Below are 22,224 nucleotides of genomic sequence, written 5' to 3'. Positions count from 1 at the left end.
AAAAGCCCTAGCTGATCACAGCGATGAGGTCGCCGGCCTGGATGACGTCACCCACCGAGACGCTCACCTTGCTGACAGTGCCGTCGACTTCGGCCAGGACGGGAATCTCCATCTTCATCGATTCCAGCAGCACCACGACGTCGCCCTTGCCGATCTGATCGCCTTCGCTGACGACAACCTCGAGCACGCTGGCCACGATCTCGGCTCGAACATCCTCGGCCATCTTCACCCCACTCGTTTCGACCACTGGCGCACGCTGACTGCTGGTCCGTCAGGCTGCCATATATCGAACCATAAGACCGCTCGGGACAGCGGCATGCGGGCTACCGAGGCCACCGAACGGGTCGCGTGAGACACTGTTCAGCAATCGGGTGGACGCTAACCGCCCCGCGTATGACGACCTACGGAGGTTCTGCCATGGCCAAGCGTGGCCGCAAGAAGCGTGACCGCAAGCACAGCAAAGCCAACCACGGCAAGCGGCCCAACGCGTAAAGCAGTTACGGTCCACCCTGGATGATCGTGGTCCGCCGGATTTCCAGCCGGAGCCGCTCCCGCAGGCTATCCGGGGCCTTTTCGCCTTGGCATTTGGTCGCGATCAGCGCCTTGATCCGCTCCTCGAGACCGTAATGCTTCAAGCACCCCGGGCACGCCTCTAAGTGGCGGCGCAGCTTTTCCCGGGTCTCGGGGGTGCATTCACCGTCAAGCAGGGTCCACACCTCGGCGATGACCTCCGCGCACCCGTAGTACCCGATTTCGTTGCCGTCTGGGCACGAATCGGACGTGCCGGAGAACTCGCTCATGACGACACCTCCTCGTGCGTCTGCTCGCCGCGAACAAAACCCCGGTCCTTGGCCACATCGGCCAGCAGACCACGCAGCTGACGCCGGCCGCGGTGCAGCCGCGACATGACCGTACCGATCGGCGTGTCCATGATCTCGGCGATCTCTTTATAGGGGAAACCTTCGACGTCGGCGTAGTAAACAGCCATCCGGAACTCTTCTGGCAACGCCTGCAAGGCCTCTTTGATCTCGGTATCCGGCAGGGCCTCGAGGGCCTCGACCTCCGCCGAGCGCAGGCCGCTGGAGGAATGCTCGGCGTTGGAGGCCAGCTGCCAGTCGGTGATTTCCTCGGTCGGATACTCCGCCGGCTGCCGCTGCTTCTTGCGGTAGCCATTGATGTAGGTGTTGGTCAGAATCCGGTACAGCCACGCCTTGAGGTTGGTGCCTTCCCGGAACGAGCGGAAGCCGGCGTAGGCCTTCACCATCGTTTCCTGGACCAGGTCCTCGGCGTCAGCAGGATTGCGAGTCATGCGCAGCGCACCGCCGTACAGCTGATCCAGCAGGGGAATCGCGTCGCGCTCGAAACGCGCCGTCAGTTCCTCGTCCGTCTCCCCAGGCGGACCGGGCTCCGGCCCGTGCGACCCGGTCACACCGTCGATGTCGGCCATCTCGATTAACACGGTCCCTTCGGTTGCGGTATCGACGAACGCCAACCGCTGCTCGGCTAGCAGGCTAGTCGCCAACACCTGACCCCTCCTCCCAACATAGAGGCTGGAACCGACAGTAGAAACCGCACCAATCAACAGCATCGGCCAGCGCGCTATTTCCCGGGACGGCTGCGTTAGTGTGACGCCATGTCCCACGCCACCTCCCTCCAGGGCAAGACCATGTTCATCTCCGGCGCCAGTCGCGGTATCGGGCTGGCAATCGCCAAGCGTGCCGCACAGGACGGCGCCAACATCGCGTTGATCGCCAAGACCGCCGAGCCCCACCCCAAACTGCCGGGGACGGTATACACCGCGGCCAAGGAGCTCGAGGAAGCCGGCGGTCAGGCGCTGCCGATCGTGGGGGACGTGCGCGATCCGGAGTCCGTGGAGTCCGCGGTAGCCAAGACCGTCGAGCAATTCGGCGGCATCGACATCTGCGTCAACAACGCTTCGGCGATCAACCTGGGATCTATCAGCGACGTGCCGATGAAGCGTTTCGACCTGATGAACGGCATTCAGGTGCGCGGCACATATGCGGTGTCGCGAGCGTGCATACCGCACCTGAAGGGCCGGGAGAACCCGCACATCCTGACGCTATCGCCGCCGGTGCTGCTGGAAAAGAAGTGGCTGAAGCCTACGGCCTACATGATGGCCAAATATGGAATGACGTTGTGCGCGTTGGGAATTGCCGAGGAGCTGCGCGCCGACGGCATCGCGTCGAACACGTTGTGGCCGCGCACCCTGGTGGCCACCGCGGCGGTGCAGAACCTGCTGGGCGGCGACGAGGCAATGGGACGGGCGCGCAAGCCCGAGGTGTACTCCGACGCGGCCTACGTCATCCTCACCAAGAACTCCCGCGATTACACCGGCAACACGTTGCTGTGTGAGGACGTACTGCTGGAATCCGGCGTCACCGACCTGTCGGTGTACGACTGCGTGCCGGGCGGGCAGCTAGGCGTCGACTTCTGGGTGGACGGCGTCAACCCGCCGGGATACGTGCAGCCCTAGTCATCGAGTGTCTTCGGCTGCCGGAACGGTGATTTCGCGTTTGAGCACCTTGCCGGTCGGCCCCTTGGGCAGGGCATCGACCAGCCAGATCCGGCGCGGGTATTTGTAGGCCGCCACGCGGGCTTTGACGTAATCGCGCAGTTCATCGGGCTCGACCGCCGCGTTCTTCTTGAGCGCCACCGCGGCGCCGACTTCCTCGCCCAGCGAGTCGTGCGGCAAACCGATCACGGCCGCTTCGGCGACCGCGGGGTGCTCGTAGAGCACTTCCTCGATTTCGCGGGGATAGACGTTGTAGCCGCCGCGAATGATCATGTCCTTGGTGCGGTCGACGATAAAGAAATAACCGTCCTCGTCGATGCGTCCGACGTCGCCGGTGGCCAGCCAGCCTTGGGGCGTGATCGTGGCCTCGGTCGCCTCGGGCAGATTCCAGTAGCCCTTCATCACGTTGTGGCCGCGGATCTGGATCTCGCCCGGCTCGCCCGGGGCTACCTCGGCCCCGTTCTGGTCGACCACACGCATCTCGACGCCCTCCACCGGGGTGCCGATCGAACCGGCCTTGCGCGGCCGGTCCGGATGGTTGAACGACGCTACCGGTGAGCTCTCCGAGAGCCCGTAGCCCTCCAAGATGATGCAGCCAAAAGCCTTCTCGAAGTCGTTGAGCACCTGCACCGGCAACGACGCACCGCCGGAGGCGCAGGCCCGCAGGCTGCGGGTAGCCTGCGCCGCGGCGTCGTCCGCCAAAGCCAGTAGCGCCGAATACATCGTCGGCACCCCCTGGAACAGCGTGACGGCGTCGCGCTCGATCACCTCGAGCGCCTTGCGCGGGTCGAACCGGGGTATCAGCGTCAAGGTCGCGCCGGCCAGAATGGAACTGTTGAGCCCGCAGGTCAAACCGAAGACGTGGAAGAGCGGCAGGCAGCCCATCACCACGTCGTCGGGCCCGATCTTGAGCAGGGTGCGCACGCTGACGTCGGCGTTGCGCCGCAGGTTGGCGTGAGTGAGCATGGCGCCCTTGGGTTTTCCGGTGGTTCCCGACGTATGCAGGATGACCGCGACATCGTCGTCGGCGCGCTCCACCGGTGCATCCGCAACGGGCAGTTCTCTTGTCAACTCGGCCAGGCCGGCATCGTCGACCAGCCAGCACTGGGCGCCCTCTTCGGCAGCAGCGGGGACGGCCTCATCAGCGAAGGTGGGTGTGGCGAACAACGCCTTGGCGCCGCTGTTGGACAGGTAGTAAGCGATCTCGCGGGCCTTGAGCAGCGGGTTCATCGGAACCGCCACCGCGCCGCGATAGATGATCCCGAAGAAAACAATGACGAATGCCGGCGTATTGGGCAGCATGATCCCCACCCGATCGCCGGGGTCGACGCCGGCGCGGGCCAGCAGCGTCGCCACCCGTGCGGCTGCGGCGTCGAGTTCGGCGAAGGTGAGCTCCAGGTCGTCATGGCGCAGCGCGATGCGCTCGGGATGGCGATCCTTGGATGCGAGCAGGTTGGCACTCAAAGCGGTCACGGGTTACTCCAGGAGGTAGTGGGGGCTGGTTGCTAGAGAAGTGTGATCTGTTCGGGCTCGGGCTCGGCTGGGGCGAGCAGTTCGGGTCCGTTGTTGCGCACGCTGTTCACCAGCGTCGAGACCGGACGCAGCTCGATGCCGTGCACATCCGGCGGGCGGGCCAGCAGCTCCTCATCCAGCGGGGCGTCCGGGTTCAGCCAGGCATCCCAGTTCTCTTCGCCCAGCAGCAACGGCATCCGGTCGTGGATGGCGGCCAACTCCCCAACCGCATCGGTGGTGATGATGGTGCAGCTCAGCAGCGGATCAGCGTCTTTGGCGGGCTTCCAAACCGACCACAGCCCGGCCATGCACACCAGCCCGCCGTCGTCGCGGTGCATGAAGAACGGCGTCTTGGCGGCCTTCTTGCCGGGGCCGGCCTCGTTGGCGCGCCACTCGTACCAGCCGTCCATCGGCACCAGGCAACGCTTGCTCTTGGCAGAATTCCGAAAGGCCGGCGACGTGGCGACCTTGTCGGCACGGGCGTTGATGAGCAGCGGCCCTTTGGTATCCGGGGCACCGTCGGGTCCGGCCTTGACCCAGGACGGGACCAGCCCCCAGCGCATCAGACGAACCCGGCGGGTGACCTCGTCGTCGGGCTCGCTGTGGCGGCTGACGACCGTGGCGATCATGTTGGTGGGAGCCACGTTGTAGTTCGGCGCCGACGCGCCGTCGGTACCGGTGGCCTCGTCGATCGCCTTGATTTTCTCGGCCAGCAAGGCCGGGTCGGTAGTGACCGCAAACCGTCCGCACATAACTCCCATGGTGGCAGAACCATGCGACAGGCGATGATGGACCGGTGAACGCATGGCCGGCCCCCTTCGCACCGACACCGGTGCACGCGACCGTCACCGTTCCGGGCTCGAAATCGCAGACCAACCGCACTCTGATACTGGCCGCACTGGCAGCCGCCCAGGGACAAGGCGACTCGACCATCGCCGGCGCGCTGCGCAGCCGCGACACCGACCTGATGATCGGAGCGCTGCGCACGCTAGGCCTGCAGGTCGACGGGAACGGCCCGGAACTGGTCGTCAGCGGACGCATCCAGCCGGGCCCCGACGCACGGGTGGACTGCGGTCTGGCTGGCACGGTGCTGCGGTTTGTTCCGCCGCTGGCCGCGCTGAGCGCCGTCCCGGTCACCTTCGACGGCGACGAGCAGGCCCGGGCTCGGCCCATCGCGCCGCTGCTGGATGCGCTGCGCGGGCTCGGTGTCCCCGTCGACGGCACCGGACTGCCGTTTCGCGTGCAGGGCAATGGATCCGTCGCGGGCGGCACGGTCGACATCGACGCGTCGGCCTCGTCCCAGTTCGTCTCGGGCCTACTGCTGTCCGGGGCAGCGTTGCGCGACGGCCTGACGGTGCAACACACCGGGTCGAAGCTGCCGTCGGCACCGCACATCGAGATGACGGTGGCGATGCTGCGCCAAGCCGGCGTGGACGTCGACGACTCGGTCCCCTATCGCTGGCAAGTGCGTCCGGGTGCGATCAAGGCGCGCCACTGGGAGGTCGAGCCGGATCTGACCAATGCGGTCGCGTTCCTGGCAGCCGCGGTGGTGACGGGCGGCACGGTAGGAATCACCGGTTGGCCGGCGGACAGCGTGCAACCGGCCGAACACATTCTGAGCATCTTGGATACGCTGAACGCCGTTGTGCGCCAATTTGATTCGTCTCTAGAGGTGCAGGGTTCGGCGGGCTATGGCGGGTTCGACGTCGACCTGAGCGCCGTCGGGGAGCTCACTCCGTCGGTCGCGGTGCTCGCGGCACTGGCCGCTCCGGGAGCGGTATCCCGGCTGACCGGCATCGCACACCTGCGCGGCCACGAAACCGATCGACTGGCCGCGCTGAGCACCGAGATCAACCGGCTGGGCGGTGACTGCCAGGAGATATCCGACGGCCTGGTGATTACCGCGACACCGCTGCGGCCCGGCATGTGGCGCGCCTATGCCGATCACCGGATGGCGATGGCCGGCGCGATCGTCGGGCTGCGGGTGGCCGGGGTCGAGGTCGACGACATAGCCGCCACCACCAAGACGCTGCCGGAGTTCCCGCAGCTCTGGGCCGACATGGTGAAAGGGGCTTAGCGGTTGCGGCCCGGTGACTACGACGAGTCCCACGTCAAGGTCCGTTCCGGGCGAGGTTCGCGACCGCGGACCAAGACCCGTCCCCGGCACGCCGACGCCGAGGCCGCCATGGTGGTCAGCGTGGACCGCGGCCGCTGGGGCTGTGTGCTGGCCGGACATGTCGACCGGCGGGTTACCGCCATGCGGGCGCGCGAGTTGGGCCGCACCCCGATCGTGGTCGGCGACGACGTCGACGTCGTCGGCGATCTGTCCGGCCGGGTGGACACCCTGGCCCGTATCGTGCGACGGGCGCCGCGGCGAACTGTGTTGCGGCGCACCGCCGATGACACCGACCCCACCGAGCGGGTGGTGGTCGCCAACGCCGATCAACTGCTGATCGTGGTGGCGCTGGCCGATCCCCCGCCACGCACCGGCCTGGTGGACCGTGCGCTGATCGCCGCCTACGCCGGCGGGCTGACCCCGATTCTGTGCCTGACCAAGACTGATCTCGCACCGCCCGAACCGTTCGCCGAGCAGTTCGTCGACCTGGACCTGACCGTGATCGCCGCCGGCGTCGACGATCCGCTACTCGCAGTGGGCGATCTGCTCGAAGGCAAGATCACCGTGCTGCTCGGGCATTCCGGCGTGGGCAAGTCCACGCTAGTGAATCGCCTGGTGCCTGAAGCGGATCGGGCGGTCGGCGAGGTGACCGACATCGGGCGGGGACGACACACCTCCACGCAATCTGTCGCGCTGCCCTTGGACTCGGGCGGATGGGTGATCGACACGCCCGGCATCCGGTCGTTCGGTCTGGCGCATATCCACGCCGACGACGTACTGATGGCATTTTCCGACCTGGCCGAGGCGATCGAGGATTGTCCACGCGGCTGCGGGCACATGGGGCCACCGGCCGACCCCGAATGCGCACTGGACACGTTGACCGGCACGGCCATGCGGCGCGTCGCCGCCGCCCGGCGGTTGCTCGCGACCCTCAGGGAGACTTAACCAGCCGCCCGGCGTGGGTGTTGGCACAACGACACGCCGCTACGTGTGTACATCTACGCACGTTCGCGCCGAGTGGGCGCCAACCGCATGCCGAGTTCGTCGGGAGGCACCAAATGGCCTTTGCTGCACCGCATTTCGACTTCGGCATCGGCGCCGCAGCCCAAATGGGTCAGCCGCAGGCGGTCGCGGCCCGGCAGATGGCGCCGGCCCCACTGGAACATCGCCCACACCACCGGCATGAATTCCATGCCGGCGCTGGTGAGCACATATTCATCGCGGCTGCGTTGCCCGGGCTCCTGGTAGGGCCTGCGGGTCAGCAGCCCGAGGGCGACCAATTCGGCCAGCCGCGCGGAGGTGGCGGCTTTGGTGATGCCCACCCGGCGAGCGAAGTCGTCGAATCGGGTGGTGCCGTAGTAGGCCTCGCGCATGATCAGCATCGCGGATTTGGTACCGACAACGGCCATGGTCTTCTCGATCGCACACTCGCCGACTGCAGACCAGGCCTCGCGATCGGCGAGCCGGCCCTGAAGCATTGTCATCAATATCACCTCCCGGTCTGGGTTGCTTTCACTATACCTAGGTGTTATAGCTGAGTATAGCGATAAATACCCAGCTCAAGGAGGAGCCATGACACGTGACGCCGTGATCGTCGGCGCAGTGCGCACACCCATCGGGAAGGGCAAGGCCAGCGGCGCGCTGCACGACGTGCTGCCTGCCGACCTGCTCGCACACAGCTTGCGCGAAGTCGTGAACCGCACCGGCGTCGACCCGGTGCAGATCGACGATGTCATTGCCGGCGCCGTCACCCAGGTGGGCGATCAGGCGGTCAACATAGCCCGCAATGCCTTGCTGGGGGCCGGATTCCCGGAGTCGGTGCCCGGCGTCACCATCGACCGGCAGTGCGGCAGCAGCCAGCAGGCGATCAGCTTCGCCGCCCAGGGCGTGCTCGCCGGCGCCTACGACATCGTGGTGGCCGCGGGGGTGGAATCGATGAGCCGGGTCCCGATGGGCAGCTCGGTGTTGCCGGGCAGCAACCCGTTCGGCACTGACATGGCGCAGCGTTACCCCGACGGCCTGGTGCCCCAGGGCATCAGCGCCGAACTGATCGCCGCGCGGTGGGGCTTCTCGCGCACCCAGCTGGACGAGTTCTCCGCGGCCAGCCACGACAAGGCCGCCCGCGCGACCAAAGACGGTCTCTTCGACAACGAGCTCGCGCCCATCGCCGGGCTTGCCACCGACGAGATCATCCGGCCCGGCACGACGATGCAGACCCTTGCGGCACTGCAGCCGGCGTTCTACAGCGAGGCGATGAAAGAGCGTTTCCCGCAGATCAATTGGTCGATCACGCCGGGCAACTCGTCACCTCTGTCGGACGGCAGCGCAGCGGTCATGATCACCAGCAGCGAGGTGGCCAAGCAGCTGGGGCTGCGCCCGCTGGCGCGAATTCACACCACGACCGTGGTGGGCTCCGACCCGCTCTACATGCTGACCGGCGTCATTCCGGCCACTGAGAAGGTGCTGGCGCGGGCCCGACTGACGTTAGCCGACATCGACCTGTTCGAGGTCAACGAGGCGTTCGCGCCCGTCGTGCTGGCCTGGGCTCGAGACGTCGGCGCCGATCTGGCCAAGACCAACGTCAACGGTGGCGCCATCGCCATCGGCCACCCGCTGGGTGCCAGCGGGGTACGCATCATGACCACCCTGGTGAACGCCTTGCATCAGCGCGGAGGACGCTATGGGTTGCAGACGATGTGTGAGGGCGGCGGAATGGCCAACGCGACCATCATCGAGCGCCTCGATTGGTGAAGGACAGGGCAATGACCGTAATCCGTTCCGCCGCAGTGCAACTCAGCCCGGTGCTGTACAGCCGCGAGGGCACGGTCCAGAAGGTGATTGCCAACATCGCGCAGCTGGGCGCCCGGGGCGTCCAGTTCGCGACCTTTCCGGAGACGGTGATTCCCTATTACCCGTACTTCTCGTTTGTCCAGCGCCCGTTCGAGATGCGATCGCAACACCTGCAGCTCATGGATCAGGCGGTCACCATACCCTCGCCCGAGGTCGACGCGATCGGTGCGGCGGCACGCGCGGCCAGCATGGTGGTGTCGATAGGAGTGACCGAACGCGACGGCGGGTCCCTGTACAACACGCAGTTGCTCTTCGACGCCGACGGCGCCCTGATTGCTCGTCGGCGCAAGACCACACCGACCTACCACGAACGGATGGTGTGGGGTCAGGGCGACGGCAGCGGGCTGCGGGCCGTGGACAGCGCGGTCGGGCGGATCGGCCAGTTGGCCTGCTGGGAGCATTACAACCCGCTGGCCCGCTACGCCCTGATCGCCGACGGCGAGCAGATCCACTCCGCAATGTTCCCCGGATCTTTCGGCGGTGACCTGTTCGCTGAGCAAACCGAGATCAGCGTGCGCAACCACGCGCTCGAGTCGGGCGCCTTCGTCGTCAACGCAACCGCGTGGCTGGATACCGATCAGCAGGCGCAGATCGCCGCGGACACCGGGGGCCCTATCGGGCCCATCTCCGGCGGCTTTTTTACCGCGATCATCACACCGCAGGGCGAGTACCTGGGCGAGCCGCTGCGTTCCGGCGAGGGTGAGGTAATCGCCGACCTCGACTTCTCATTGATCGACGCACGCAAGATCCTGATGGATGCCAGCGGTCACTACAGCCGGCCCGAGTTGCTGAGCCTGCGGGTGGATCGCATCCCTGCGGCCCACGTACACGAAACCATCGATGAGGAAGCCGAGCATGTCAGCGTCTGAAATTCCGTTCGGCGGCGTACGGGTGCACTACGACAGCGCCAAGGACTACGAGCAACTAGCCACCGCGCTGCTGGCCGACATCGGCCAGCAGCCGGTACCCATCAACGACATTGCGGCCGCCACCGGCAGCTGGGAGTCCTACCGGGCGGCTGTCGAATCCTACGTTGGGCCAAGCGGATTCATGTTGTTCGGTCTGATCGACCATGGCGGGTGGATCACCAAAGCCGGCATCGACCGCAAGGCGTTACGGGTCATCCTGGGAAACCCGCTGATCGCGATCACGATGCTGCGCCACGATGTGAGTGCTGGTCTGTTCGCCCCCGTCGAGCTGCTGCTTCTCGACCAGACCCACGGGCATAGCAGCTTGACCTACGTCAAGCCGTCGTCACTCATGGTGGTCCAGGACAATCCCGAATTGCTTAGTGCCGCACAGGAACTCGATGCCAAGCTGGCTGCGCTGGCCCAAAAGGTGACGGCTTAGACAGAGGCGCGCCTGGCGCGCCGCCACCCGCGCACGGTGACGATCGCGGTCTTCAACCCGCGCCGGCGCCCGGTCGCAGGGTCGGTGCTTGCAAAAGCCGGCCCCAGCTGGGCGAACATCCGCTCACTCCGGGTCTCCGGCGCGTCGTCAGCGTCGTCGCGCAGGTACTTGTCCGGCAACGACAGCTTGGCCAGGGTGCGCCAGGTCTTGCCGTACTGCACCAAAAATGAGCCGGTCGTATACGGCAGGTCGTACTTGTCACACAACTCGCGCACCCGCACCGAGATCTCGGCAAGCCGATTGCTCGGCAGGTCCGGATATAAGTGATGCTCGATCTGATGAGACAGGGTGCCGCTCATGAAGCGCAATACGGGCCCGGCGTTGAAATTGGCACTGCCCAGCATCTGGCGCAGATACCACTGCCCCTTGGTCTCGCCGACCATGTCCGTCTTGGTGAACTTCTCGGCGCCGTCGGGGAAATGGCCACAGAAAATGACGGCGTTTGACCACACGTTGCGAATCACATTGGCCATCGCATTGGCCTTAAACGTGGACCGGTACGTGGCGCCGGGAGACAACGAGGTCAGCGCCGGGAACGCGACATAGTCCTTGGCCAGCTGCCGGCCGGCCTTGCCGGAGAACTCCCGCAGCCGCGCCCGAGCCGCGTCGCGCTCGGTGGGATCCTTCCGGAAGACCTCGTGGACCTCTAAGTGCCGCAACGCGATTCCCAGTTCGAAGCCGAGCGCCAGCACGGTGTTGATCACCAGGTTGAAGCCATTGCGCCGCTTCCAGGGCTGGTCGCGGGTCACCCGGACCATGTCATAGCCGACGTCGTGGTCCATGTCGAGGATGTTGGTGTACTTGTGGTGCACGAAGTTGTGCGTGTAGCGCCAGTGTCTGGACGTGGACAGCATGTCCCACTCCCACGTGGAGGAGTGAATCTCAGGATCGTTCATCCAGTCCCACTGGCCGTGCATGACGTTGTGGCCGATCTCCATGTTCTCGACGATCTTGGCCACGCCCAGGGTCACCGAGCCGGTCCACCACGCCCACCGCCGTGAGCTGGCGCCCAACAACACCCGGGCCGCCACCTCCAAGAAACGCTGCGCGGCGATGGTGCGGCGGATGTAGCGGGCGTCCCGTTCACCGCGGGAGTCTTCGACGTCGCGACGGATCGCGTCCAGCTCGTTGGCCAGGGCGTCGATGTCGGCGCTCGTCAAGTGCGCGAACACGTCGACGTCAGTGATCGCCATCGTCTTACCTTCCTGCAGTGCAGCCATTGACCGCAACAAACGGTAACGACGATGCCATGAATTTTTGTTGAGCGCCTATGAAACAGTAGCCGCGCTAGGCCGCCAGGTCCTCCGGCCGGCTCGCCGTTCTGTCGCGCCGCCAACCCCGCACGGCGGCGATCGCGCTCTTCAGCCCGCGCCGGCGCCCAGTCTGCGGATCGGTGCCCGCAAAACCCGGCCCCAGGTCGGCGAACATCCGCTCGCTGCGGGTCTCGGGTGCGTTGTGGGTGTCGTAGCGCAGGTACTTGTTCGGCAACGACAGCTTGGCCAGGGTGCGCCAGGTCTTGCCGTACTGCACCAAAAATGAGCCGGTGGTGTACGGCAGGTCGTACTTGTCGCACAGTTCGCGCACCCGCACCGAGATCTCGTGCAGCCGGTTGCTCGGCAGGTCGGGGTACAGGTGGTGCTCGATCTGGTGGCAGAGGTTGCCGCTCATGAACCGCAGCGCGGGGCCGGCCTCGAAGTTGGCGCTGCCCAGCATCTGGCGCAGATACCACTGCCCCTTGGTCTCACCGACCATGTCCGTCTTGGTGAACTTCTCGGCGCCGTCGGGGAAGTGACCGCAGAAGATCACGGCGTTGGACCACACGTTGCGGATCACGTTGGCCAGCGCGTTGGCCGTGACGGTGGACCGGTAGGTCGCACCCGGTGACAACGAGGTGAGCGCCGGGTAGGCGATGTAGTCCTTAACCACCTGGCGGCCGGCCTTGCCGGAGAATTCGCGCAATCGCGCCCGCGCCTCGTCGCGGGTCAGCCGGCCCTTGATGATCTTGCCAATCTCCAAGTGCTGCAGCGCAACTCCCCACTCGAAAAGCAGGGCGAGCAGCGCGTTCCACACCAGGTTGAAGATGTTGTAGCGCTTCCAGCGCTGGTCTCGGGTGACGCGCAGCATGCCGTAGCCGACGTCGTCATCCATGCCGAGAATGTTGGTGTATTTGTGGTGCACGAAGTTGTGCGTGTAGCGCCAGTGTTTGGACGACCCACTCATGTCCCACTCCCAGCTCGAGGAGTGAATCTCGGGGTCGTTCATCCAGTCCCACTGGCCGTGCATGACGTTGTGGCCGATCTCCATGTTCTCGACGATCTTGGCCACGCCCAGGGTCACCGCGCCTGCCCACCACGCCGAGCGCCGGGAGCCCGCGGCCAGCATCAATCGGCCACTCACCTCTAGGGCGCGTTGTGCGGCAATGGTCCGACGGATGTAGCGGGCGTCCCGCTCACCGCGGGAGTCTTCGATGTCCTGACGGATGGCGTCCAGCTCTACGGCCAGATTCTCGATGTCGGTGTCCGTCAGATGAGCGAATACGTCGACGTCTGTGATCGCCATGATGCTCTCCTCGCGTCGTACGGTCGTTGATTTCTACTGACCTACGCCATCGTAACCTACGACTCCGTAGGTTACCTGTGAGTAACCTTAAATGTCGACCACGCAGTCGCCCGAGGCCGCCGAAATGCAGGTCTGAACCCGGGTGCCGGGGTCGTGTTCCTGGCCCGTTCGCAGGTCACGGACATGGCCTTCGACCAGCTCGACCACACAGGATTGACAGATTCCCATCCGGCAGCCGAAGGGCATCTGCACGCCGGCGCTCTCGCCCGCATCCATTACCGACGTCGCGGCGTCGGCGGCCACGCGCCGGCCGCTGCGAGCGAAGGTGACCGTGCCGCCGGCCCCCGCGGGAGCCGCCTTGGTTACCGCAAACCGTTCCAGGTGCAGCCGGTCGCTTAGGCCGGCCGACGACCACACCTTCTCCGCCTGGTTGAGCATGCCCTCAGGCCCGCAGGCCCACGTCTGGCGTTCCCGCCAGTCCCCCACCAGCTGCCCGATCTGGGACAGATCGAGCCGGCCCTCGGCACGGGTCTCCCGCACCGCCAAGCGATAGCCGGGGTGATCCTGCGCCAAGGCGGCCAGCTCGTCGGCGAACATGACGTCCGTCGCAGTTGGCGCCGAATGTACGTGCGCGATGTCGGTTATCTGGTTGCGGCGCACCAACGTTCGCAGCATCGACATCACCGGTGTGATCCCGGACCCTGCGGTCAGGAACAGGACCGACGCCGGCGCCGGGTCGGGCAACACGAAATTGCCCTGCGGCGCGGCCAGCCGGACGATGGTTCCGGGCGCGACGCCACCCACCAGGTGGGTGGACAAAAAGCCCTCGGGCATGGCCTTGACGGTGATGGTGACAGTGCGGTCGGCACCCGACGTCGCCGGGCTCGACGTCAATGAATACGACCGCCAGCGCCAGCGGCCGTCGATCAGCAGGCCGATACCCATGTATTGGCCGGGCTGATAGTCGAAGCTGAAACCCCAGCCCGGTTTGATGACGAGCGTCGCGGAGTCTTCGGTCTCGCGGCGCACTTCCAGGATGCGGCCGCGCAATTCCCGGGCGGACCACAGCGGATTGGCCAGGTGCAGGTAGTCGTCGGGCAATAGCGGCGTGGTGATGCGCGCGGCGAGCTTGCGCAGCGCGTGCCAGCCCGGGTGCTTGTCCGCCCCGGCGACAGTGGGTCGCTTGGTATCGACGACGTTGGCGTTGACCGCCGCGGATTTTTTGCTCATAGGTTCGGCTTCCGCCCAGCTCGGGGGCGAGTTCTACGCCCATCCAATGAAGCTACGGTACCGTAACTTACGGTGGCGTATCTAGACCGAAATGCTGAGAATGCGTCACACGGCGCAGTCAGAGCAGGTCGAGCAGGAAGGGCAGTTCCTGGGTCGCGTACCAGGCCAGGTCATGGTCTTGGGCATCACCGACCACCAGCTCGGCGTCTTCGTCGCCCAGGTCAGCGTCATCGATGACCGCGATAGCCGCCGTCACCGCCGGCTCCGCGCCGACGTTGTCGACATAGGCGGCGACGACCCGGTTCATCGCCACCGGTGCGCTTAACCTGACGACGGCGTCGTCGAGATCGGGTCGGTACTTGGCCTCGTCGACCTCGGCGGCTACTACCGCGCGTCGCGGCAACGTCTCGCCTTCCTGACCGGCCAGCAGACGCAACGAAGCGAGCGCGGCCTCATGCAGCGCCACCTCGGCGAGTTCGTCGTCGCCCCCCTCGGCATAGGACTCGCGCAATGCGGGTGTAACCGCAAACGCGGTGCCGTTGACCGGCCACAGCGAGCCTTCGGCGACGAGTTGTTGCAGCATCGCCAGGGTGGCCGGGATGTAGACCTGCATCATCTGAGCAACGTGGCCGCGTAGTCGTCGACGTAGTGCGACAGCTCCCGGGGCGGCCGCTGGTAGTTATCGCTGGCGACCGGTCGTTCGGGCAACTTGACCTCCGGCGTTTTCACTTCGCAGTAGTCGATCGTGGAGAGCAGGTGGGACATCATATTCAGCCGCGCATGCTTCTTGATATCGGATTCCACGATGTACCAGGGGCTGACGGGTGTGTCGGTGTGCACCATCATCTCGTCCTTGGCGCGTGAATAGTCCTCCCATCGATACACCGATTCCAAGTCCATCGTGCTGAGTTTCCATTGCCGGACAGGGTCCTTGCGCCTGGCCTTGAATCGGCGCAGCTGTTCGGCTTCAGACACCGAGAACCAGTACTTGCGCAACAGGATGCCGTCGTCGATCAGCATCTGCTCGAAGATCGGCGTCTGCCGCAAAAACAGCACATACTCTTGCGGCGTACAGAATCCCATCACTTTTTCAATTCCCGCCCGGTTGTACCAGGACCGGTCGAACAGCACGATTTCGCCCTTGGCGGGCAGGTGTGCGATATAGCGCTGGTAGTACCACTGGCCGCGTTCACGATCGGTGGGCACCGGCAGCGCGGCGATTTGGGCGCTGCGCGGGCTGAGGTATTCGGTGATCCGTTTGATTGCACCGCCCTTGCCCGCCGCGTCACGACCCTCGAAGAGGATGACGATACGGGCGCCGGTGGCCCGCGCCCACTCCTGCAGCTTCACGAATTCCGTTTGGAGCCGGAACAATTCGGCTGCATAGACTTTATTGGAGATCTTGGGTATGGCGGATCCGCCTGATTTCGTTTTCTTCACCGCACTCACATCATCGGATGTTATCCGTACGCAGCGGTTTTCACGCCGCTACCGAGAAGCTAACGGGTACCTTCGAGAAGCTCTTCCAGTGCTTGGTTCAGCAGTCCCGGCAACAGATCGACGTCACTCATCGCGTCGCGGTCGGCATTGATCCCGTAATACAGCATGCCGTTATAGGACGTCACGCTGATGGCCAGGGCCTGGTTGTGCAGCAACGGCGGCACGGCATAGGTCTCGAGCAACTTGGTGCCGGCGACGTACATCTGCGACTGCGCTCCAGGAGCGTTGGTGATCAGCAGGTTGAACAATCGCGCCGAAAAGGTGGTGGCAACCCGGATCCCCATGGCGTGCAGGGTGGGTGGTGCAAACCCGGACAACGTGACGATCGTCCTGGCGTCGACCAGGCTGGCGGCCGTCGGGTTCGACTCGGTGGCGTGCGCGATCTGGGACAGCCGCACCACCGCGTTACCCTCCCCCACCGGCAGGTCGACCAGGAACGGAGTGACCTGGCTGATCGCCTGGCCGGGGCCGGTGGAATCCAGTTGGTCATCGGCATAGACCGACAGCGGCGCCATTGCCCGCACCGTCGCCGTCGGTGCCAACGCTTCACCGCGCGACATCAGCCAATTGCTCAGCGCCCCGGCCACCACCGCCAGCACCACATCGTTGATGTCGCAGTCGTAGCGGGCCCGCACCGCCCGGTAGTCCTCGAGCCGGCCGCGGGCGACCGTGAACCGCCGATTGCGCGACACGGTGGCATTGAGCGGACTGCTGGGGGCGGTGCCGCGCGCGACCGTGCGCGCGACGTCGAGGACCCGCCGTCCGGCGTCGACGAACTGGCTGTAGCTGGTCGCCACCCCCGCGACGGCGGAGCCGACGGCCTGCAGCTGCGCGCCCGGCCCCACCACCCAGTCGCCGATTGCGCCGAGTACCAATCGCGTGTCGCCGGGGTCGCGTTCCGGTATCCAGATGTCTTCGGGGAAGGCCGGTGGCCGCCGCGTCCGATCGGCGATGACGTGGCCGATCTCCAGCGCGCTCATGCCGTTGATCAACGCCTGGTGGGACTTGGTGTAGAGCGCGACGCGGTTTTTGGCCAGCCCTTCGACGAGGTACATCTCCCACAGCGGCCGCGACTTGTCCAGCGGTCGTGCGGCCAGCCGCGCGATCAGCTCGTGCAGTTGTTCGTCGCTGCCGGGCGAGGGCAGCGCCGATCGCCGGACGTGGTAGGTGATGTCGAAGTCGCGATCGTCGAGCCAGACCGGCCGGGCCAAATGAACCGGGAAGCCGATCTTGACCTGGCGGACCTTCTGCCGGTAGCGCGGTATTTGCGGTAGCCGCTGTTCGACCGTGGCCAACAGCGTCTCATAGCTCAAACCGGCGCGCGGGCGGCGCAGGATCGACAGCGATCCCACGTACATCGGGGTCGCGGTGTTCTCCAGCCGATAGAAGGACGCGTCCGCCGGGGACAACCGGGTCACCATTACGGTGCTGTCCTCCTTGTCAATTCATCGGCTGTTCCTGCGCGAAAACACGCCGGGCTCATTTGTGCGATGATTTCCCGCGGTCAGGAAACCCTGAACAATCGTCTGCCACTCTCCAGCAGCCTTCCCCGTCCCGGTAGTGAAGTTTGGAGAGCGCCCGGTGATCACCGCTCCCATCGTGGGCCCGCCCCGCCGCAAGACCCGCGCCGTCATGCCCGTGGTCGACTACGAACCCCCGACGCGAAACCTCCCGCAGTGCGCGCCATCATCCCACGCGCCGGCGCGGTTGCACACTCCCAGTGTTCGCCAACTTTCTCTCCGGCCGCCGGCTACCCCGGCCGAGACGGTGCTGTCGGCGCAGATGCGCCAGGCGTCGATATTCGCCGACGCGGCCCTGCGCCGCGTTCTGGAAGTCATCGACCGTCGCCGTCCGGCGGCTCAGTTGCGCGCGGTGCTGGCGCCCAGCCTCGTCGAATCGGTGCGCTCGGTCAGCCGCGCCATGACAGCGTCGGCGGGCACGGCGACTCTGCGCCGGATGCGGCTACAACCGGCCGGACGTGAGGTAGGAGACAGCGCGGCCGAAGTCTTCGGCACCTATAGCCGCGGCGGCCGGATCCACGCGATCGCCTGCCGTGTGGAGCAATCGGCCGCCGGCGGTTGGCTGGTCGTCGCCCTGCACATCGGCTGAAGGGACGCCGCTCGCCAGGCTAGATCCGGCGAAGCCCCCTCACCTGTCTCGTCGGGCGCCACTGGGCAGTGGGCCTCCGGTGTAACGGGCCAGTACCGGGCCCGCGATCGCCATGATGAAGACGTATGACGTCGCCAAGGCCGCGACAGCGGGGATCGACGCGCCAACCAACCCGATGATGATCAGGGAGAACTCGCCCCGCGCGATGAGTGCCGTGCCCGCGCGTAGTTGCCCGCGCCGTGCCACTGCGTCTCGCCGGGCGGCGAACATCCCGGTGAGCACCTTGGTCGCTGCGGTGATCACCGCCAGGGCGATGGCCGCCGGAAGCATCGGAAGCAGCTCCTTCGGATCAACCAACAGTCCGATCGAAAGGAAGTAGATCGCGGCGAACAGGTCACGTAGCGGACCGAGCACCTCGCGTGCCCGGGTAGCGGTGTCGCCGGTGAGGATGAGACCAACCAGGAATGCGCCCACGGCGGCCGACACATTGAGGGTCTCAGCGACCGCCGCGACCACCAACGTGAGGCCCAGAACTCGGAGCAGCAATTGCTCTGAGTCGGGATGCGCCACCAACCGGCCGACATGATGCCCCCAGTAATAGGACGCGACAAAGGCCGCTAGCAGTGCACCAACCGCAACGAACATGCCGCCGACGGCATCGACCCAGCTGCCGCGTGCCGCCAACACCGCGAAAAGCGGCAGGTAGGCCGCCATCGCGAAGTCTTCGAGCACCAGGACCGACAACACAGCCGGCGTTTCCCGGTTACCGAGCCGGCCCAGATCCTCGAGCAGCCGCGCAATTACACCCGACGAAGAGATATAGGTGACGCCGGCCAAGGCGACCATGGCAACGCCGTCCAACCCCAGCACCCAGCCGGTCACCGCGCCGGGCGCGGCGTTGAGGACGATGTCGACACCGGCTGACGGGAGGTGGTGGCGCAAGCTACTGGCGAATTCTGTCGCGGAGAACTCCAGACCCAAGGTCAGCAGCAGCAACACCATGCCGATGGGTGCACCGGTGATGACGAAATCGTCGGCGTCGGGCACCGGCAGAATGCCGCCCTTGCCAAGCGCCAAACCCGTCATCAGATACACCGGCACCGGGGACAGCCCGAATCGACGCGCGACGGCGCCCAGTACGGCGAGCGCGCTCAGGAGGGCGCCGAGCTCAAGTAGCAGCGCCCTCGAAACTTCCACGCGCTCAGCCCTTGTCGACGATCTGTTCGACTCCGGCGATGCCCGCCTCGGTGCCGATCACTACCAGCACGTCGCGCGCCCGCAAGGATTCCGCGGGGCCGGGCGAGGCGAGCACGTCTTCACCGCGCACGATTGCGACGATCGACGCACCGGTGCGGGTTCGCGCGTGGGTGTCGCCCAGCGGCCGATCGACAAACGGGCTGTCGGGCGCGACGTGAACTTGGCCCGCCTCAAGTCCGGGCACTTCGCGGGTCAGCTCGGCGAACCGCTCGGCAATCCTCGGTGCGCCGAGAATCTGGGCAACGGCGTCGGCCTCTTCGTCGCTGAGGCGAAAAACCGGCAGCGCCTCGTCGGGGTCATCGGCGGCATACAACACCACGTCGAAATCGCCGCTTCGCCGTGCGATGATGCCGATTCGCTCACCCTGGTGGCTGGTGAACTCGTACCGCAGACCGACGCCGGGCAGCAACACCTCTTTGACGTCCATACCGTTCCATACTTGACGAAACGCCAACCAGATCAAAGTGGCATCGGCCAACCTCATACCGGCTAAGCCCGGCTAAGGCTAGGCAGCCGATTCAGGTCCGTCGGCGTCGATGAGGTCGTCCATCGCCCGGCGAGCACGGTGACCCGTGTGGACTCCGCCATGGATGTGAACCGCCCCTCCCTTTGCATGATGTCGTCGCTGCCAGTCGGCAATCGCCTGGTGCGCGCCGTGGTCGAGGTAGATGACCGACATGGTGACGTTGACCGTCGTGCCCTCCGGGATGGAGGCCAGGACTTGGGTCAGCCGAGGCAGGGTCAGAAATGTGCACGCCCCCTCGATAACCACGCGCCATTCGTCGCCGTCGGGTTGAGAGTGAATCCTGAACCACATCACCCGCCACGCGGTCAGCGCGATAGCCAGAACAAGTCCAAGCAGCACGCCCTGCATCAGGTTGAGAAACACGACACCGACGACGGTCACCAGGTAGACGGCCAGGTCGCCGTTCCTCAGAGCGGTTTCGATATGGGCGGGCTGGAGCAGCCTGATTCCGACGAACACGAGCAACCCGGCCAGCGCCGCGGTGGGGATCTGTTGGATCAACCCCGCGAAAAACAGCGTGAAAACCAGGATCCAGATGCTGTGCATGATCGTCGAGGCGCGGGTTTTGGCGCCCGCTTGCACGTTCGCGGAGCTGCGAACGATGGCGGCGGCGATCGGAAGGCCGCCGATCATCCCGGAGGTGATGTTGGCGACCCCCTGTCCGGTCAACTCGCGGTTGAAGTTGGTGGCGGCCCCGGGGTGCATTCTGTCGATCGAAACCGATGCCAGCAGGCTCTCGACGGTGGCGATGAAGGCAACGGTGAGAACGCTGATCGCGAAGGCGCCCCACTTGCCCTCGGGAAGGCCCGGCAGCTGGAACGCATCCAGCGGCGACCCGGCGAGCGTGATCCGGGCCAAGTCGAAAGGGAACACCAACGAAATAATTGTCACTACCACGATGGCTACCAGCGGACCCGGAACGGCAGCGACTTTTGCCGGAGCCCAGCGCCAGGCGACCATAATAACGATCACCAGCACGCCCAGAAACATTCCGGGCTTGTGCGCACCGACAATTTGCGCCGGCAGCTCTACGACGTTTTCCCACGACGTGCTGTGGGGCGCGCCGCCCAGTAGAACGTGCGTTTGTTGTAGTGCGATCGTGATTCCGATGCCGGCCAGCATCGCGTGCACGACGACCGGTGAAATCGCCAGTACGGCTCGCGCGATCCGGCTGAGCCCCAAAATTAGCTGTAGGACACCTGCGGCCACGGTGATCAGACACGTGACCCGCCAACCGAACTGAGCGACCAGACCGGCGGTAACGACCATCAACCCGTTCGCGGGACCGCTCACCGACAACGGCGACCCGCGGATGAATCCGAGGACGATTCCTCCGACGACCGCCGAAATGAGTCCGGAGAGCACCGGTGCGTCCGAGGCGATGGCGATCCCTACCGACAGCGGGAGCGCGATGAGGAATACCACGATCGACGCGGGCAGGTCGTGCCGGACGACGGATCGCATTCGCTCCCTTCGCGACACTGGCGAGCCCTGGCCTCGGGCCTTGCCGCCGCATCGTTCGATGGGCTGCACTAACGTTCCTCGTTCCGGCATTGGGAGGCACAGTCCGAAAATGGGTCGGTACCGCCTCGGTCGGCTACTCATGAAGTGCTGACCTACCTGCTGCCCCGACAGTATGCGGGCAGCCAAAGTGGGGTCAAGCTGAAAGGCAGAGTGCATACGGAACGCAGATGTCCCGCGCGATGGGCGAGGAGAACTTCAGGTCGCTGACGGGCAACGCTGGTCCGCGAGACCCGGAAGGTGCCACAGGACAAGCACCAGCGAATCGCCGACCTGCTCGAAAGCTAGTTGTTGCCAACCGTTTCGGCGCCCTGCCGGCGCGGCACTGGAACCAGCATCGGCACGTCGCGACGGTAGGCGCGGTACGTATCACCCAGCTGGCTCACCAGATCTCGCTCCTCCAGTTGCAGGGCGATCAGGATGTAGGCCGTGATGCCGATCGAGAAGAACAGGTGCCCGCCGGTCATCGTCGGTGTGGCCCAGAACGCGATCAGGAAGCCGAGCATCAAGGGGTGACGCACCAGCCGGTACAGCAGGTGAGTGCGGAAATGCAGTTCGGTGTAAGGCTTTCCGCGCCACGCCAGGTATACCTGGCGCAGGCCGAACAGGTCGAAATGGTTGATCATGAACGTGGTGCCGAAGGCTATCGCCCAGCCCAGCCAGAACAACACCCACATGGCCCAGCGGCCGAATGGCTGGCGCACGTCCCAGATGAGCGCCGGCATCGTTCGCCACTGCCAGTACAACAGCAGCAGCGCCAGGCTCGACAACAGCACGTACGTGCTGCGCTCAATCTGGGTCGGCACCAATCGCGTCCACCACTTTTTGAATCCCGGTCTGGCCATCACACTGTGCTGGACCGCGAAGACGCCGAGCAGCGCGGTATTGATCAGGACCGCCTGCCACAAAGGCCCGGCGATCCCGTGATCGAGGGTGCGCGGCACCACTAGCCCCCCGATGAAACCGATCGCATACAGGAAGGAGACGACGAAGATCAGGTAGGCCGCCGCGCCGTAGCCAATTGTCAAGTAACGCTTCATGGTGCGATTGTCCGCCGGAAAGTCCCCTCCGAACATGGGGCGGATGCCTCAATTCAGGACG

The 22,224-nt window shown here is 65.5% G+C and carries 24 protein-coding genes; 8 read left to right on the top strand and 16 right to left on the bottom strand.

Annotated features, from left to right (window positions below; genetic code table 11):
* Window positions 1–7: 7 nt before the first annotated feature.
* Window positions 8–223 carry a biotin/lipoyl-binding carrier protein gene (locus tag AWC27_RS12495; protein WP_073876250.1) on the bottom strand — a complete coding sequence of 72 codons (216 nt, stop codon included), beginning with the start codon at window positions 221–223 and terminating at the stop codon, window positions 8–10.
* Between the two features lie 194 nt (window positions 224–417).
* On the opposite strand from AWC27_RS12495, the gene AWC27_RS33160 reads away from it, so the two are divergent.
* Window positions 418–492 carry a 50S ribosomal protein bL37 gene (locus AWC27_RS33160; RefSeq protein ID WP_011728008.1) on the top strand — a complete coding sequence of 25 codons (75 nt, stop codon included), beginning with the start codon at window positions 418–420 and terminating at the stop codon, window positions 490–492.
* A 5-nt stretch (window positions 493–497) separates the two neighbouring features.
* Here the strand turns inward: AWC27_RS33160 and rsrA are convergent, their stop codons facing one another.
* Together rsrA and AWC27_RS12485 are read right to left on the bottom strand one after the other, a co-directional pair.
* Complete coding sequence (gene rsrA / locus AWC27_RS12490) at window positions 498–800, bottom strand: mycothiol system anti-sigma-R factor (protein ID WP_085670767.1); 303 nt, start codon at window positions 798–800, stop codon at window positions 498–500.
* Window positions 797–1,447 (bottom strand): sigma-70 family RNA polymerase sigma factor, encoded by a 651-nt coding sequence (locus AWC27_RS12485; RefSeq protein ID WP_139836962.1) that lies wholly within the window; start codon window positions 1,445–1,447, stop codon window positions 797–799. Before AWC27_RS12485 ends, rsrA begins: the two co-directional genes overlap by 4 nt.
* A gap of 186 nt (window positions 1,448–1,633) precedes the next feature.
* Between AWC27_RS12485 and AWC27_RS12480 the strand changes: the two genes are divergently transcribed.
* Window positions 1,634–2,494, top strand: a complete 861-nt coding sequence (locus AWC27_RS12480; protein ID WP_085670765.1) for an SDR family oxidoreductase — start codon at window positions 1,634–1,636, stop codon at window positions 2,492–2,494.
* Here the strand turns inward: AWC27_RS12480 and AWC27_RS12475 are convergent, their stop codons facing one another.
* Window positions 2,495–4,006, bottom strand: a complete 1,512-nt coding sequence (locus AWC27_RS12475) for a long-chain-fatty-acid--CoA ligase (protein WP_085670764.1) — start codon at window positions 4,004–4,006, stop codon at window positions 2,495–2,497.
* Between the two features lie 32 nt (window positions 4,007–4,038).
* On the bottom strand, window positions 4,039–4,797 hold the full coding sequence (locus AWC27_RS12470; protein WP_085670763.1) for an SOS response-associated peptidase: 759 nt from the start codon (window positions 4,795–4,797) through the stop codon (window positions 4,039–4,041).
* 44 nt (window positions 4,798–4,841) lie between these two features.
* Here AWC27_RS12470 and aroA point away from each other — a divergent pair, with 44 nt between their 5' ends.
* Together aroA and rsgA are read left to right on the top strand one after the other, a co-directional pair.
* Window positions 4,842–6,122 (top strand): 3-phosphoshikimate 1-carboxyvinyltransferase, encoded by a 1,281-nt coding sequence (gene aroA, locus AWC27_RS12465; protein WP_139836960.1) that lies wholly within the window; start codon window positions 4,842–4,844, stop codon window positions 6,120–6,122.
* 3 nt (window positions 6,123–6,125) lie between these two features.
* Window positions 6,126–7,106, top strand: a complete 981-nt coding sequence (rsgA, locus tag AWC27_RS12460) for a ribosome small subunit-dependent GTPase A (protein WP_085670761.1) — start codon at window positions 6,126–6,128, stop codon at window positions 7,104–7,106.
* Window positions 7,107–7,159: 53 nt separating this feature from the next.
* Here the strand turns inward: rsgA and AWC27_RS12455 are convergent, their stop codons facing one another.
* Complete coding sequence (locus AWC27_RS12455) at window positions 7,160–7,645, bottom strand: winged helix-turn-helix transcriptional regulator (RefSeq protein WP_085670786.1); 486 nt, start codon at window positions 7,643–7,645, stop codon at window positions 7,160–7,162.
* An 88-nt stretch (window positions 7,646–7,733) separates the two neighbouring features.
* On the opposite strand from AWC27_RS12455, the gene AWC27_RS12450 reads away from it, so the two are divergent.
* Genes AWC27_RS12450 through AWC27_RS12440 form a run of 3 tightly spaced genes read left to right on the top strand, consistent with a single transcriptional unit; the run spans window position 7,734 to window position 10,361 of the window.
* Window positions 7,734–8,912: a thiolase family protein gene (locus tag AWC27_RS12450; protein WP_085670760.1), complete on the top strand. Its 1,179-nt coding sequence runs from the start codon at window positions 7,734–7,736 to the stop codon at window positions 8,910–8,912.
* 11 nt (window positions 8,913–8,923) lie between these two features.
* Entirely contained in the window at window positions 8,924–9,880 is a 957-nt protein-coding gene (locus tag AWC27_RS12445) for a nitrilase-related carbon-nitrogen hydrolase (RefSeq protein WP_085670759.1), read from the top strand.
* On the top strand, window positions 9,867–10,361 hold the full coding sequence (locus AWC27_RS12440) for a DUF302 domain-containing protein (protein ID WP_085670758.1): 495 nt from the start codon (window positions 9,867–9,869) through the stop codon (window positions 10,359–10,361). The genes AWC27_RS12445 and AWC27_RS12440 overlap by 14 nt, the downstream gene beginning before the upstream one ends.
* On the opposite strand, the gene AWC27_RS12435 is transcribed toward AWC27_RS12440, so the two are convergent.
* From AWC27_RS12435 to AWC27_RS31515, 6 genes are all read right to left on the bottom strand, one after another.
* Entirely contained in the window at window positions 10,358–11,614 is a 1,257-nt protein-coding gene (locus AWC27_RS12435; protein WP_085670785.1) for a fatty acid desaturase family protein, read from the bottom strand. The two genes, AWC27_RS12440 and AWC27_RS12435, sit on opposite strands and share 4 nt — an antisense overlap.
* A gap of 94 nt (window positions 11,615–11,708) precedes the next feature.
* Complete coding sequence (locus AWC27_RS12430) at window positions 11,709–12,980, bottom strand: fatty acid desaturase family protein (protein ID WP_085670757.1); 1,272 nt, start codon at window positions 12,978–12,980, stop codon at window positions 11,709–11,711.
* 87 nt (window positions 12,981–13,067) lie between these two features.
* A complete protein-coding gene (locus tag AWC27_RS12425) occupies window positions 13,068–14,210 on the bottom strand; it encodes a ferredoxin reductase (RefSeq protein ID WP_085670756.1) in 1,143 nt (380 codons plus the stop codon).
* Window positions 14,211–14,328: 118 nt separating this feature from the next.
* Entirely contained in the window at window positions 14,329–14,826 is a 498-nt protein-coding gene (locus AWC27_RS12420) for a DUF6912 family protein (protein ID WP_139836959.1), read from the bottom strand.
* Window positions 14,823–15,659 carry a polyphosphate kinase 2 gene (ppk2, locus tag AWC27_RS12415; protein WP_245847019.1) on the bottom strand — a complete coding sequence of 279 codons (837 nt, stop codon included), beginning with the start codon at window positions 15,657–15,659 and terminating at the stop codon, window positions 14,823–14,825. The genes AWC27_RS12420 and ppk2 overlap by 4 nt, the downstream gene beginning before the upstream one ends.
* A gap of 50 nt (window positions 15,660–15,709) precedes the next feature.
* Window positions 15,710–17,131: a WS/DGAT/MGAT family O-acyltransferase gene (locus AWC27_RS31515; protein WP_085670754.1), complete on the bottom strand. Its 1,422-nt coding sequence runs from the start codon at window positions 17,129–17,131 to the stop codon at window positions 15,710–15,712.
* 211 nt (window positions 17,132–17,342) lie between these two features.
* Here AWC27_RS31515 and AWC27_RS12405 point away from each other — a divergent pair, with 211 nt between their 5' ends.
* Complete coding sequence (locus AWC27_RS12405; RefSeq protein ID WP_085670783.1) at window positions 17,343–17,819, top strand: Rv3235 family protein; 477 nt, start codon at window positions 17,343–17,345, stop codon at window positions 17,817–17,819.
* A gap of 39 nt (window positions 17,820–17,858) precedes the next feature.
* On the opposite strand, the gene AWC27_RS12400 is transcribed toward AWC27_RS12405, so the two are convergent.
* From AWC27_RS12400 to mddA, 4 genes are all read right to left on the bottom strand, one after another.
* Entirely contained in the window at window positions 17,859–19,016 is a 1,158-nt protein-coding gene (locus AWC27_RS12400) for a cation:proton antiporter (protein WP_085670753.1), read from the bottom strand.
* 4 nt (window positions 19,017–19,020) lie between these two features.
* Window positions 19,021–19,503: a cation:proton antiporter regulatory subunit gene (locus AWC27_RS12395; RefSeq protein WP_085670782.1), complete on the bottom strand. Its 483-nt coding sequence runs from the start codon at window positions 19,501–19,503 to the stop codon at window positions 19,021–19,023.
* Between the two features lie 78 nt (window positions 19,504–19,581).
* On the bottom strand, window positions 19,582–21,066 hold the full coding sequence (locus AWC27_RS12390) for a SulP family inorganic anion transporter (protein ID WP_085670752.1): 1,485 nt from the start codon (window positions 21,064–21,066) through the stop codon (window positions 19,582–19,584).
* Window positions 21,067–21,407: 341 nt separating this feature from the next.
* A complete protein-coding gene (gene mddA / locus AWC27_RS12385; RefSeq protein WP_085670781.1) occupies window positions 21,408–22,163 on the bottom strand; it encodes a methanethiol S-methyltransferase in 756 nt (251 codons plus the stop codon).
* Between the last annotated feature and the right edge of the window lie 61 nt (window positions 22,164–22,224).

This window comes from Mycobacterium szulgai (genome assembly GCF_002116635.1).
Lineage (GTDB): Bacteria > Actinomycetota > Actinomycetes > Mycobacteriales > Mycobacteriaceae > Mycobacterium > Mycobacterium szulgai.
The sequence above is the reverse complement of the archived record's forward strand: the minus strand, read 5'-3'. Positions and strand labels throughout refer to the sequence as shown.